This is a genomic window from Acinetobacter sp. YH12138 (genome assembly GCF_015218525.1).
Taxonomy (GTDB): Bacteria; Pseudomonadota; Gammaproteobacteria; order Pseudomonadales; family Moraxellaceae; genus Acinetobacter; species Acinetobacter amyesii.
This window is the reverse complement of record NZ_CP048670.1, coordinates 2,346,762-2,361,244: the sequence shown is the minus strand read 5'-3', so window position 1 is coordinate 2,361,244 and position 14,483 is coordinate 2,346,762. Positions and strand designations below refer to the sequence as shown.

Sequence of the window (14,483 nt, the reverse complement as noted above, 5' to 3'; positions counted from 1 at the left end):
AAATGAGGGGTTTTTTTTATTTTTATTTAATAATAGTGGGTGAATAGTAAAGAAAATTTATAAAATCAGCATATTCTCATTCATTATTAACACTTTAGTGTGAATAATTAACCAAATTTAATCGGACAAAATATGATATAATGTGAAACACGTCACATTAATTTAATTTGATGAATAATTACTCTTCTAACGTGAATAATCATGATTTATAAATCTTATTTATCTCGTCTATGTTTCTTGTCGATTTTTTCGAGCCTTCCTACGGTTGTATTTGCAGTTGATAATATTGATCAGCAAAGAGAACAAAGTGTTGCAGATATCCGTGTCGGTAAAGTGGATCAGGGATTTAACCAATTACAAGTTTTATTAGCGCAACATCCTGAAAATCAGAAGCTCATTGCAGATTACACGCTCCTGCGTTATGCAAATGCAACCTTTAGCTCTACAGATATGGCCTACTTGGCGAAGATTAGTCCAACGACGTTTCCAGATTATGGCAAAGTCAGTGTCATCAAAGCTTTACGTGATCTTAAACAATATGATCAAGCCTTACAGTGGGCACAAAAATTTTATCAGCAGGATCAATCGGAACAGTGGTTGATTTGGCAGGGTGTGTTGCTGGCAGAATCAGGTCAAAAAGATCAAGCAAAACAAAAACTGGCAAATCTCAACTTACAGTCGCTTGGTGCAGATTATCTTTCGCAATTGGCCTATGCCTATCGATTATTGGATATGCCTGCTGAATCTCTCAATGCAGCGAAATATGCGCTAGAAAAACAGCCAAATACTGATACCCAAGAACAGTATATATTGGCTCTATTGCAAAATAGCGATTTTGCCACTGCGCAAAGCTATATTCAGGCCAATGGACTCAATAGTTCTAAGCCAGTGTTGCAACATTTGCTCAAGATGAATGAGTTCTCACAGCGTATCCAACAAGGCATTCAAGCCTCAAAAAATGCGTTTGATATGAAGCGTGGGGCAACGGCATTTGAACCACTAGATCGTGTTCTGGCTGAAATGAGTGCTTATGAAGACTCACTTCCTGCAGATGAAGCCAGTAAACGTAAATTTTACTATGAATATATCTATGCCTTAAATGCACGTAATGCTTCAAAGCATGCATTGGCACAAGTAGAAAAAACAGGTCAAACAGCTAAAGAAATGCCTGCTTATGTACGACATGCTTTAGCAGACAGTTATTTAAAATTACGTCAACCTGAAAAAGCTGAGCCTTTATATCAGAGTTTATTTGCTGAAAAAAATTATGCGGACTATAACGTCTATGCTGGTTTGTACTATAGCTTGATCGAACAAGAAAAATTTAAACAAGCCAATCAGTTAATCGACACCATGGACAAACAGTTGCCGACCTTTGTTTATAGTAATGCAAAAGGTGTTGATAAGGCGCCACACGATGATCGTACTGAATTTATTGCGTTGAAGGGATTGAACTATGCTTATCGCAACGAGCATGAAAAAGCGGAACGTTACTTTAATGACTTAACCGCAAAGGCTCCCGGCAATATCGGGTATCAAAATAATTTGGCATTAATTCAACGTTGGCGTGAAAAACCAGAGCAATCCCAGCACACTTTGGCACAGCAGAATAGCTTGGAGCCCATTTCACAGGGAACGCAAATTAACCGCATGCACAATTTCCAAGCCTTGAGTCAAATTCAAGCTTGGCGTGAACTCAATCAATATATGGTCAGCCATGTCGGTGATGATACGGGCGTAAAACAAAGTAAAAAAGAATTGGATGATCGGAATCGTGCGTCAATTCAACATCAAAGTACCTTTGCGAAAAGTGAGTCTGATGATCCTCGTGTACAAAATCGCCTGAAAGGTTCACGTGAACAGCAAAACTGGACGCGTATCAATAGCCCATGGTTTTACGATAATTATCGACTCTTTGCAGACCATAGCAATCGTTGGTCGAAGTATGAGTCTGGCAAATTAAAAGACCAAAGGATTGGCATGGGTTTAGAGTGGGCTTCGGATCGTAAAGCTGCATCTGCATTATTCTCTCAAAGCACCGATGGCGACCGTTTTGGTGTGCAATTGGATTGGTCACATTGGCTGAATGATCATTGGAGCTATGCACTGGGTTATGACAGCCAAGCGGATATTCCATTGCAATCTTTGGCACAGGATCATGAAGGGCAGGCTTATCGTTTTGCATTGAACTGGCAACAAAATGAATCACGTAAAGCAGGTGCAAGTTATCAATTGACCGATATTGATGATGGCAATCTACGCCAAGAACTGTCAGGGTATTTTAAACAGCAATTCCAACAATCTCCGCATCATATCTCTGCGGCAACACTGCGTGGTTATTACGGGAAAAATGATCCGGTAGATGTGCCTTATTTTAACCCCGAACATAGCTATAGCGCTGAAGTGACATTGGAACATGATTGGATGACATGGCGTGATTATGAACGTCATTTTAACCAGCACTTTGCAGCAACTATCGGTACATTCGGACAAAAAGGCTACTCAAGTCGTCCGATTTATAATTTGTATTATCAACATGATTGGCAGCTCTCGCGCACGTGGAAATTGAACTACGGCATAGGTTGGGGTTCACATCCGTATGACGGAAAAGATGAAGATCGTAGCTATGCAGTTGTTGGATTTGAGGGGCGCTTCTAATGAAAAATACATTAATACACCGCATGTTGAAGCAAAGCTTAGTTCTAGCTGTGACTTTGCCCATCAGTACGACATATCTTTTTGCTGACAATAATGTGCCAAAAACTGCAAATTTGGCGATGCCTGAACTTGATGAAAGTACCGCACATAACCAATTTGTAACGCTGACCTTTCATGATGTTCGAGATGATGTTGCCAAACATGGTGACCGAGATGTCTATGCGATTAGTACGCAAAATCTTGGGCAATATTTTGCGTGGATTAAACGAGAAGGTTGGCAACCCATTCGTTTAGAAGATGTCATGCAGGCTCGCTTACAAAAGAAAAAGCTACCTGAAAAGGCGCTGTTATTAACCTTTGATGATGGTGCGCTAAGTAGTTATAGCAAAGTCTTTCCATTGTTAAAGCAATATCAATTTCCTGCAGTTTTTGCCATTCCAACCAGTTGGATTAATGGTAATACCAAAGATGCTTATGAAGCTTATGGTGTGGGTAATTTGATGAATTGGGATCAAATGCGGGAAATGCAAAAGTCGGGATATGCCGAATTTGTGTCGCATTCGGATGATCTGCATCATGGTATTTTGGCAAACCCACAAAAAAATATGGAACCTGCTGCGATTACACGTCAGTATTTTCCAGCTCAAAATCGTTATGAAACCGATGCTGAGTTTGAGCAGCGTATTGTGCAAGATTTGAAGAAATCTAAACAAGAACTCGATCGTCAACTGGGTATTCATAGTATGGCAATCTTCTGGCCATACGGTGCAGTTACACCGGAAATTGAGGGATATGCACGTAAAGCAGGACTGCCCATGTCCTTTAGCTTAGGTAATGTGGTCAGTCAGGCAGATTCAGTGCATACCTATCAGCGTGCCTTGATTATGGATAACCCAACACCAGAGTTTATCCACCAAAATATGGAAGACTTTATCGTTGAAGCTCGTGCGCCTTATAAACAACGTAAAACATTCCTGAATTTTAATTTGACTGAATTACAAGCGCCAACGGATGAGCAATCAGATCAGAAATTAGGGAGATTATTAGATCAGGTCAATGCGTTAAAAACTAATACATTGCTTTTAAATGCCGCAGTTGATCATGATGGTGACGGTAAAATTGATGCCTTATTTTTCCCAAATTCAAAACTGCCGATGCAGCAAGATTTACTGAATCGTACCGTATGGCAAGCTCGTACACGAATTGGTAATCGAGTCTATGCACAGCTTCCAATCAGTTTGGAGCTACAGCAGGGGATTAATCTAGCAGACCTAACGGCAGATCTATTGAAAAATAACAGTTCGCTAGAAGGTTTAATTATTAACACCGGTAACAGCTTGGACTGTGCAATTCATTCAGCTCAGTGGTCAACCGCATGTACTGAGCAAGTGCAAAAAATTATTGCAATTAAAGAGCGTAGTAAGGCGCAAGCGCATTTTTATTCCAATATTAGTAATGACAACCAAACCGCGCTCAAGGTGAATTTAACTGGACATCAGTTTTCTGGATTAAAACCGTTGGTGACTCGTGCCTTAACAGCGTCGGACTTTCTGTATTTAAGTATTAACCCAGGTCAACATCCGCAAAGTTTTAAAGCCTTTATGTCCGCATTGAAGACTTTGAATACAGAGCAAAAGCAACGCTTGATTGTCAGTTTAGATATCAATCCAAATATGAGCGAGAAAGATTGGGTGAAGTATCAGCAAAACTATCAGGCTTTACGCGCAGCGTCGGTTCAAAAAATCGGACTGAATAATTATCAGCTTCAGGATGGCGAACGCGTTCAACATCACCTATATCAAAGCATCAGCTTGAATGGCAGTCCACTGACTTACCGTGATCCGTATATACAAGGAGGTCAGTAATGCAAGAATGGGAACTGAGTTTTAACGATCTGTTTTTTGCCTTTGCTTTCCTATATCCCTTGTTTATGGCGTGGATTTGGATTGCTGGAGGCGTGTGGTTCTACTTAAAGCGTGAATGGAAACAACCTGAACTTCCCGTGCCAACCGAACATGGTTGTAGCATCATTGTGCCTTGCTTTAACGAAGAAGCACAGGTACGAGACACGATTCGATATGCGATGCAGAGCCAATATCCAAATTTTGAAGTGATAGCGGTGAATGATGGCAGCAAAGATCGAACCGCTGAAATTTTAGACCAATTGACACTCGAATATCCGAGATTGCGTGTGGTGCATTTGGCTGAGAATCAGGGTAAAGCGTATGCATTACGTGCAGGCGCGATGGTCAGCCAATTTGAATACTTGATCTGTATAGATGGTGACGCATTACTGCATCCGCATTCGGCACTTTGGATGATGCATCATCTGACCAGTTTTCCACGCGTGGGCGCTGTAACCGGTAATCCACGTATTGTGAACCGTTCAAGCATCTTGGGTAAAATTCAGGTCGGTGAATTTTCTTCGATTATTGGCTTAATCAAGCGATCTCAAAGAACCTATGGTCGTATTTTTACAGTATCAGGTGCAATTGCAGGTTTCAGAAAAACTGCACTAGACCGCATTGGTTATTGGCGTGATGACATGATCACAGAAGATATTGATGTGTCATGGCGTTTGCAGTTTGATCATTGGGATTTGCACTATGTACCGCAAGCCCTTTGCTATATCTATATGCCAGAAACATTTAATGGACTTTGGAAACAACGTTTACGTTGGGCTCAAGGCGGCATCGAAGTACTATTTGCCTATTTACCTAAAATATTTAAATGGCGTTTACGTCGGATGTGGCCGATTGCCTTCGAATCTATCATTAGCGTGATCTGGGCATATGTCATGTTCAGTATTTTTGTCTTGTATTTTTATGGTCTATTTTTCTCATTACCGGGTGAGTGGGCGATTCAATCACTTGTACCTCAATGGTATGGAGTGATTTTAGGCGTGACCTGTTTATTCCAGTTCCTCGTGAGTTTATGGATCGATCGCGCTTACGACAAAAAACGCTTACTGCGAAATTATTTTTGGGTGATTTGGTATCCCTTATTTTTCTGGATCTTAGCCATGCTGACAACGGTCGTTGCTTTGCCAAAGACTATTTTTAAAACCCAAAAGCGTGCGCGTTGGGTCAGTCCAGACCGTGGATTTAGAGGGGAGGAAAACAATGAACCAAGTTAATTTACAAAATCAGAAGCCGGTTGCAGATTCAGATTTTAAAATTATTCAAGATGAATCATTGCTTGAATTACCTGAATATATTGATAAACCTGAATACGTCAAACGCAAGTCAGCAGGCTATGGTCTGATGGCAGTCGGTTGGATGCTTTGGATGTGGTTGTTTTTACCGCTATTAACCCTTGTGTTTTGGTGGTTTGAAGGCACGGTGGTGTATTCACAGGTTATGGATCAGTCCCAACCGATGACCAGTCTATCGATCATGAAATTGATTTTCTCAATCGGAATCTTTATTTGCTGTCTATTTGTTTGGGCAAGTTATAACTGGATGCGTTTTCATGGGGAAGACCGTAGAAAGGCGCCAGAGAATGCTCAAGATGAAGATTTGGCGAAAAGCTTTCACGTAAAAGCCAGTGATATAGCCACGATGCGAGAATCAAAAAATATCACCTTGCACTATACGGATGATGGTCAATTAGAACACTATAAAATCAACAGCTAATCAGGCGTTCTTTATTAGATCTAAGGTTCTAGATCTGATGATGTAGGCATTGGTATCAGTTCTTAGCTATGGCAGGTGCAAATGCCTTTTTTATTTGCTGTGCATCTGGATGATTTTGCACGAAATCATCTGGATAATACCCGATATGTTGCACACCATGTTGTTCCAGTAAACGGATGGTGTCAGTCAGTTCCTGATTGGAAATAGGTTTTTGATGATTCCAATCGGTCACTTGAAGTTCAAAAATGGTACGGCTCAAATTGGGATCATATTTTTTGGCACGCTCGATCAAGTTTAAATAAAACTGACGATGGTCATTTGCCTTTTCCATATAGGGCATGGCCATGATGGCGTTGTAATCATAATGCTGATACGTGCTGGCATTGGACTGGCTAAACCATTTTTCACTGTTCGGGTTCAGCACAGCTTCAGCATACATATTGCGAGCAAAATGTAAGTCGGGTTGTTGCTGTTTTAAAATCTGACTAATGCCTTCAGCAAATTGGTCTAAATAGGCGGTTTTGTAGCGTGAAAATTCAAGCTGCTGCGCATGCTTTGGCTGTCCAATCAATTGTCGATCGAAGCCCCACGTTTTGTATGTCTGAAGTGCTGCGGCACTATTATCCTCAAAATCATTGAGAGTGATATCATCATGATAAAGAATGCCATCTACTTTATTCTGCTGAATAAAGTCTAGAAAAATTTCTGCTGTGTATTGTTGGTTTCTTGGGTCAAAGGACGATATTCGAATATAACCTTTCTTTTCACTTTGGCTTTTTACATATTGCAGCGGGTATTGTTTTGGGAACTCCCACGCAATTAAAGGCAGCCATGCATATACAGTTTTTACTTGAGTCTGCTGTCGTATTTCGTGCAAAACACGTTGAAATAAATCTGAGCGCATTGGGATATAGCGATTTTTAAAATACACCGCATCAGCCGAACCATTGGCATCAGGGTCTGCAAAAGCTTGTAGAAAAATCGTATTGGCTTCAATGTGACTGATACGTTCGATCAAAGCGCGGATATTTTGTTCTTGTTGAGCCTGATTGGCATCATATACATAATCTAAGTCGATATGCATGATGCGCATACGTTCAGGAGTACTTGGCTTTTGTGTATTGTTGGTCGAAGTTTGATGTATAGAATTGGCTGATGCATATTGCTTGACCAAATCTTGTATAGGGTGGTGGGTAATACGTACCGTTTCAGCACTGCTACAGCCTGAAAAGACCAAACCGAAGCAGGTCATTAGACCTATTAATTTTTTAAAGGGGCGTAGGGAAGTAACGGCAATTAAGGAAGAAGTCATATTTATACTTGCACTGAGCGTATTATCATTCGTAAATGTTTTCATCGCATATTTTGCTGCACGTTTTAGCAAGTACAGCTAAGCAGAATATGATGAATTTGAAGATTGTAGCAAGATTGCAGGGAAATGGTTATTCTTAAAGGTGTGATTTGGTTTGCACTTTGTTGTGATCCAGTATTTAGTCATTTTACAGTCATGATTTGGTACTGAACTTATTTTTTTAGCTTTATGAGTCTTCCTTGTCGATGATCTCAATAAAAAAACCGCAGGACTAAGCTGCGGTTTTTCTTAGCGTGTATAACGAGTTAACCGGCTTTTTTATTTAAGCTCTGAGTTAAACCGTTAATATCGCCACCTTGGATACCAAGCTCACTCATCAAGCTATCAATCAGTGGGGCCTGGCTGCGGTAGCGTAGGGCGCTATTCACCACTTGGTCTGACAAGGCAACATTACCACTACCTTCGTGGTGAGCATCACCTTGGCAAGAACCTGCATGACCACCATTTAGACCATTTACTTGCAAAATCTTAATGTCATCAATGTTTTCCATTGGTTTAACACTTTCGCGAATGATTTCTGGTAAGTATTTTAGCATCGCTAAACGAATTTGCATTTCAACCTGTTCAGATGACAATACGTTGTTTGCTTCGTTCACTGCACGTGTACCTTCAGCATCAACTTGGTATTGTTTTTCCATCGCTTGAGCCAACAGAACTTTTGCGTCAGCTTCACCTTTGGCTTTTAAGCGAACTTTTTCAGCTTCGGCTTCAGCTGCAATACGAATCGCTTCTGCATCATCTGCGGCTGCTTGTTTACCCGCTTCAGCCGCGACAGTAATGGCAATCGCATCTTTCTCCGCTTTTTCTTTCGCAGAGACCAATTCAACAGCTTTTTGACGTTCAGCTTGTTGGATTTGACGAACGGTAATCACTTCTTCTTCGGCTTTTACCGCTTGAGCACGGGCTTGATCGGCATGTGCCTTAGCTTCAGATTCAGCACGAGATTTTTCAGCAATGGCAATTGCACGGTCTTGCTCAGCGAGTTCAATGGTTTTCTTTTGTTCCACTTGGGCTTGCTGAATAATTTGTGACTTTTGAATATTTTGATTTTCAACGTCACGTGCAGCAGTAATACGCTTTAAGTCAACTTCACGTTCAGCAGCAATACGCGCTTCTTCGGCTTCACGTTTTTTAGCAGCTTCTTGTGATGCAATTTCTGCAAGCTGTTCTGCACGACGGATTGAAATTTCACGTTCTTGTTGCAGTTTTGCATATTCTTCTTCACGCAAAATTTGTAGACGTGCTTGTTCTGCTTCTAAGTTCTTGGTCTTAATTGCAAGATCTGCATCTTGTTCAATCGCATTACGTTTACGACGACGGTCTTCAATGGTTTCTGTCAGTTTAGTTAAACCTTCAGCATCGAACGCATTTTGTGGGTTAAAGTATTTAAAGCCTGTTTGGTCTAAGCCAGTTAATGAAACGGTTTCAAGTTCCAAACCGTTTTTATGTAAATCTTCAGACACCACTTGCTGAACTTTTTGAACGAAGTCGACACGTTTTTCATGCAACTCTTCCATCGCCATTTCTGCGGCAACTGCACGTAGAGAGTCAACAAATTTACCTTCAACCAAATTTTTAAGCTCATTTGGTGACATGGTCTTTTGACCTAATGTTTGTGCTGCAGTAGCAATCGAATCTGCGGTTGGTTTCACACGGACATAGAACTCCGCCATCACGTCGACACGCATACGGTCACGTGTAATCAGCGCTTGGTCATCTGCACGGCGTACTTCAAGACGTAGGGTGTTCATATTGACTGGAATAATTTCATGCAGCACAGGAAGCACAATAGCACCGCCACCTAAAATCACTTTTTCACCGCCGAAGCCTGTACGCACAAATGAAATTTCTTTACTTGAGCGACGATAAAGTCGAGCAATAATAAAACCAATAAAAATAAGTGCGGCAAAAATTATCCCGACTGTTACAAGGATACCGCTTGGAATAATGTCTAACATGGACGTTTATCTCTTTTGTTGTAGTTCAAGTTAACCCTCTAAAGTGCTAACAAGTTTGGTTTAAAAATCAGTATTTTGTTGACTCATCATGACTTCGATATATGCAGAAGGTATGACGTGTTAAATGTATTTATATGGTGTTAAAAGAACTGATCGAGCATCAATTCATTCAAAATTTAGAGCATGGTGGCTTGAAAGCCTACATTTGTTTTTTGGGTTAAAACCACTGATTGACCTTGGCTGAAAATTTCATCTTGTTCAGGTTCAACCAAAATATAATGGGTCAATCCGTGTTGATCTTTGACTTTGGCTTGAGCAGGGGACTGTGGTCGTGCATTACCCAAAATGATCGTGGCCGTTCTACCGATCAATTCATCACTATAAATGGCGGTTGTTTCATCTTGCGGTAAAATACGGGCAATAAGCATTGCGCTAAAACGTACGAAGGGCATGCACAGAAAAATACAGGCTGGTGCAATAATCCATGCACTGAACATCATACTGGTCATTTGGTTAACGACGGCTTGAATAGTAAAGCCCAATAAACTATAGACACATAAGAAAATGATGAGCCATACAAACAGCGGAATACGACCTAAATACAACCAATCGAGCACACGTGTCACGATACCTGCATCGGCATCTACACCTAGCTCTGCATTATGACCAACATCCTCAGGTAGGAATTGATCTAAGAAGCCTTGAGAACCACCCCCTAAAATTGTTAACACAATCTCAAAAAGTCCAAACAAGAACATTAAGCAGAGACTGATGCTAAACACGATATTAGACGGGTGAGTAAACAATTCCCACATTATATTTATCTCTATATTTATGCTTATAAAAAATCAAAAAAAAATAATTCTGGCCGAATTTTTTTCAGTAAATAAAATAACATTATCTGTCGAAATTGTGTAAAAAAATTACAGATCAGATTAACAAAAAGTCGGCTTTTATGTGAGCTATTACTAAGTTTTTCTTTAAAAATAGGTGATCAATTAAGTCAGGATTATCTAAATCTAAAGTTAATAGTATTTCTGCTTTACCCATTTAAGATTTAAGTCATTGTGATCAATCAAATTTTCAGTCTAATTGCAGATATATAAGTGGTCGTGCTTAACGGAGAGAAATGGCTTGTTAAAAGGCACAGAAAACAATGTTAGGAAATGTAAATTTATAACCGTCACGGCAGTGCTGAGAAGCTTTACCGTGACTTTCGATGTCATATGGAGATTTGAACTGGTGTTCAATAGAGCTATTTTTAGGTGGCTTTAACCGTTTTTATAACAATGAAGTTTGAATGCGTACTTTTATATCTAAAGCCGCTTGAACAATAAAGGTTTTCATCCACTTCACTTGTTCGCCCATCGGATTGGTTTTAATCGCAGTGTCTAAAAAGCCCATGCTTTCAAGTTGAAACAATTGCTTTTCGATCTCTTCTTCTAACTGGGTGCTATTGGCTGCGAGCGGGAAGTGGATTAAGTAAAATGCTTTGGGGAAATTATAAAACGCATAGAGCAGATTAAATGCACGTTGATCGGCCTTTAAATTGCCTGCGCCAATTTCGTAGCCCCGATCTTGGTTACTGTGAGTCACCCCAATCAAAAACTCGAGTTTATTGTCCAAAAGTCGTAGGCCGAACTGAAGGCCAATTTGGTCTGCACTCAGCTCATGTTGGATAAAGTTATTCAGTGGGCTGCCGTCATCATTTAAAGCTTCTTGGAGCACGAGCATGTGTGAAGAATGCTGATAAATATAGCCAGCAAGACCTGCGGCCTCAATCAGCGACTTTAAGGTTTCAAGCGTATAGTGACTATATGGCATATCAATAACTATTGGAGAGCGATATAGCTACTTTAGGTAGTTTGAGCGAGTTTGAATACCGATTGTTTAGAGGATTTAGCGATTAGTTAATTGATAAAAAATTGCGTAGACTTACGGATCTCGGAATAGAATAATAATGAAATTGATAAGCCTATCGTATTAAATTAATTAAAATTGATAAGCAGTATCAGACAATTTGTATATGACGAATAAGAATATCAATATCACAAAACAAGCAATCGTTATGAAAGCTTAATCACTATAATGTATATATATCTTTAAAAGTGTAATAAGTACACATATTCTAAGCTGGTGTTGTCCATGTCATTAAATGAGGAAAGACTTACTCATCTTAAACAGCTTGAAGCTGAGAGTATTCATATCATCCGTGAAGTTGCTGCTGAGTTCGAAAACCCAGTCATGCTGTATTCAATCGGTAAAGATTCAGCGGTCATGCTGCATCTTGCTTTAAAAGCATTCTATCCTGCCAAACTTCCATTCCCACTACTGCATGTAGACACGGGTTGGAAGTTTAAAGACATGATTACTTTCCGTGACAACATGGCAAAAGAGCATGGCTTTGATTTGATCGTGCATCAAAACAAAGAAGGTAAAGACGCAGGCGTTAATCCGTTCGATTACGGTAGCTCAAAATATACTGACATTATGAAAACTCAAGGCTTAAAACAAGCGCTTGATAAATATCAGTTTGATGCTGCTTTCGGTGGTGCACGTCGTGACGAAGAGAAATCTCGTGCTAAAGAACGTGTTTACTCATTCCGTGATACTAAACACCGTTGGGACCCTAAAAACCAACGTCCTGAACTTTGGAATCTTTACAACGGTAAAGTGAACAAAGGCGAAAGTATTCGTGTGTTCCCATTGTCTAACTGGACTGAGTTGGATATTTGGCAATACATCTACCTTGAAAATATTAAATTGGTTCCTTTGTACTTGGCTGCTGAACGTCCAGTGGTTGAGCGTAACGGTACACTGATCATGGTTGATGATGAGCGTATGCGTTTGAACGAAGGTGAAGTGCCACAAATGAAATCGGTGCGTTTCCGTACTTTAGGTTGTTACCCACTTACAGGTGCGGTTGAATCAACTGCAACAACTTTACCGGAAATTATCCAAGAGATGCTTTTAGCCACCACATCTGAACGTCAAGGCCGTATGATCGACCATGACGAAGCAGGTTCGATGGAAAAGAAAAAGCAGGAAGGTTACTTCTAAGAATCTCATAATCTCCCTTGCGCAGCAGTGCTGCTCACCCTCTTTACGAAAGAGGGTGAACTCCCGAGAAAGAACGGAGCAAAGTCTCCCTTTCTTAAAGGGAGATTTAGAGGGATTAAAAAGATTCAGAAACCGATTTCAAAAGAATATGTGGAGCTTTGAGCAATGTCTCATCAATCAGATTTAATTAGCCAAGACATCTTGGCGTATTTAAAACAACACGAAAATAAAGACCTTCTACGTTTCCTGACTTGCGGTAACGTAGATGACGGTAAATCGACTTTAATTGGTCGTTTGCTTTACGATTCAAAATTGATTTATGAAGATCAATTACAAGCTGTGACTCGTGACTCTAAAAAAGTCGGTACTACGGGTGATGCGCCTGACTTGGCTTTACTTGTCGATGGTCTACAAGCAGAGCGTGAACAAGGTATTACCATTGACGTGGCTTACCGTTATTTCTCTACTGAAAAACGTAAGTTCATTATTGCTGACACCCCCGGGCATGAGCAGTACACACGTAACATGGCAACTGGTGCGTCGACTGCCGATTTAGCGATCATCTTGATTGATGCGCGTTATGGCGTTCAAACGCAAACTCGTCGTCACTCATTTATTGCGAGTCTTTTAGGTATTCGTAATATTGTGGTTGCAGTGAACAAGATGGACTTGGTTGAATTCTCTGAAGCGCGCTTCAATGAAATTCAAGCAGAGTACAACGAGTTCGTAAACCAATTGGACGACCGTAAACCTGCGAACATTATCTTCACGCCTATTTCTGCGTTGAATGGTGATAACGTTGTAAACAAATCGCCAAATACGCCGTGGTACCAAGGTCAGACTTTAATGGAGACTTTGGAAACTGTTGAAATTTCGCATGATACGAGCAAGCACGAATTCCGTTTCCCTGTTCAATATGTCAACCGTCCGAACCTCGATTTCCGTGGCTTCTGCGGTACGATTGCACTTGGTGAAGTAAAAGTTGGCGATACCATTACTGCATTACCATCTGGTAAGTCTTCGACTGTTAAAGAAATCGTGACTTTTGACGGTAACTTAGACCATGCTGTTGCAGGTCAAGCGGTAACTTTAACACTGAACGATGAAATTGATATTTCACGTGGTAACGTGTTGGTAAAAGTGGGCGAACAGCCGTTAATTTCACGTTCTGCACGTGCCTCTGTGGTATGGATGACAGATGCGCCTTTAGTAGTTGGCAAGCTGTATAACGTGAAGTTTGGTACACAAACTATTCCTGCGAAAGTTGCGAAAATTAACTATCGTACCAATGTGAACACACTGGAAAAAACGGAAGTTGAACAGCTTGAATTGAATGCGATTGCAGATGTAACGATTGAGTTTGATGCGCCAGTGGTATTTGACCGTTATAAAGACAGCCGTTACACAGGTTCATTCATCTTTATTGACCGTTTAAGCAACGTGACTGTTGGTGCGGGTATGGTTGAAGCTGCGGTTGAATGGACTGCGCACAACGAGCCTGTAACTGCTGAAGCGCGTGCTGCACGTTTAGGTCAAAAACCTGCTGCGGTAACTGTGACTGCGAAAGCCCTTGAAAATGCACAAGCAATTGAAAGCTTGTTGATTCAGCAAGGTGTGGTTGCGATTGCGAAAGCAGGTTTAACTGCTGAGCAAGTTGCGCTTGTTCGTGAAACTGGTGTAGTTGTGATTACTGATGCTGCTGAAAGCACTGATGTGACTTATGCATTCGATACTGCTGAAGAAGTTGCTGAGAAAATTGTTGAGTTGGTTCGTCTGTAATAGATTGAGTTGATTTAAAAA

The 14,483-nt window shown here is 40.6% G+C and carries 10 protein-coding genes; 6 read left to right on the top strand and 4 right to left on the bottom strand.

All coding sequences use genetic code 11. The features are described 5' to 3' along the window. The first annotated feature begins 201 nt into the window (after window positions 1-201). Genes pgaA through pgaD form a run of 4 tightly spaced genes read left to right on the top strand, consistent with a single transcriptional unit; the run spans window position 202 to window position 6,293 of the window. Complete coding sequence (pgaA, locus tag G0029_RS11450; protein ID WP_180107576.1) at window positions 202-2,658, top strand: poly-beta-1,6 N-acetyl-D-glucosamine export porin PgaA; 2,457 nt, start codon at window positions 202-204, stop codon at window positions 2,656-2,658. Continuing rightward, window positions 2,658-4,523 carry a poly-beta-1,6-N-acetyl-D-glucosamine N-deacetylase PgaB gene (gene pgaB, locus G0029_RS11445; protein ID WP_227591819.1) on the top strand — a complete coding sequence of 622 codons (1,866 nt, stop codon included), beginning with the start codon at window positions 2,658-2,660 and terminating at the stop codon, window positions 4,521-4,523. Before pgaA ends, pgaB (G0029_RS11445) begins: the two co-directional genes overlap by 1 nt. Further along, window positions 4,523-5,794 carry a poly-beta-1,6-N-acetyl-D-glucosamine synthase gene (pgaC, locus tag G0029_RS11440; RefSeq protein ID WP_180107577.1) on the top strand — a complete coding sequence of 424 codons (1,272 nt, stop codon included), beginning with the start codon at window positions 4,523-4,525 and terminating at the stop codon, window positions 5,792-5,794. The genes pgaB (G0029_RS11445) and pgaC overlap by 1 nt, the downstream gene beginning before the upstream one ends. Then, window positions 5,781-6,293 (top strand): poly-beta-1,6-N-acetyl-D-glucosamine biosynthesis protein PgaD, encoded by a 513-nt coding sequence (pgaD, locus tag G0029_RS11435; RefSeq protein ID WP_111884399.1) that lies wholly within the window; start codon window positions 5,781-5,783, stop codon window positions 6,291-6,293. Before pgaC ends, pgaD begins: the two co-directional genes overlap by 14 nt. A 55-nt stretch (window positions 6,294-6,348) precedes the next feature. Here the strand turns inward: pgaD and pgaB (G0029_RS11430) are convergent, their stop codons facing one another. The 4 genes from pgaB (G0029_RS11430) to G0029_RS11415 form a co-directional block, all read right to left on the bottom strand. Next, entirely contained in the window at window positions 6,349-7,605 is a 1,257-nt protein-coding gene (gene pgaB, locus G0029_RS11430) for a poly-beta-1,6-N-acetyl-D-glucosamine N-deacetylase PgaB (protein ID WP_180107578.1), read from the bottom strand. A gap of 305 nt (window positions 7,606-7,910) precedes the next feature. Beyond that, window positions 7,911-9,623 (bottom strand): flotillin family protein, encoded by a 1,713-nt coding sequence (locus G0029_RS11425; protein ID WP_111884397.1) that lies wholly within the window; start codon window positions 9,621-9,623, stop codon window positions 7,911-7,913. 176 nt (window positions 9,624-9,799) lie between these two features. Continuing rightward, window positions 9,800-10,438: a YqiJ family protein gene (locus G0029_RS11420; protein ID WP_180079067.1), complete on the bottom strand. Its 639-nt coding sequence runs from the start codon at window positions 10,436-10,438 to the stop codon at window positions 9,800-9,802. 466 nt (window positions 10,439-10,904) lie between these two features. Next, the gene (locus G0029_RS11415) at window positions 10,905-11,447 is read right to left on the bottom strand and encodes a hypothetical protein (protein WP_180109783.1); all 543 of its coding nucleotides are present in this window, start codon (window positions 11,445-11,447) and stop codon (window positions 10,905-10,907) included. 321 nt (window positions 11,448-11,768) lie between these two features. On the opposite strand from G0029_RS11415, the gene cysD reads away from it, so the two are divergent. Further along, window positions 11,769-12,683 (top strand): sulfate adenylyltransferase subunit CysD, encoded by a 915-nt coding sequence (cysD, locus tag G0029_RS11410; protein WP_078189893.1) that lies wholly within the window; start codon window positions 11,769-11,771, stop codon window positions 12,681-12,683. Between the two features lie 165 nt (window positions 12,684-12,848). Further along, window positions 12,849-14,462: a sulfate adenylyltransferase subunit CysN gene (gene cysN, locus G0029_RS11405; RefSeq protein ID WP_180109784.1), complete on the top strand. Its 1,614-nt coding sequence runs from the start codon at window positions 12,849-12,851 to the stop codon at window positions 14,460-14,462. Window positions 14,463-14,483 lie beyond the last annotated feature (21 nt).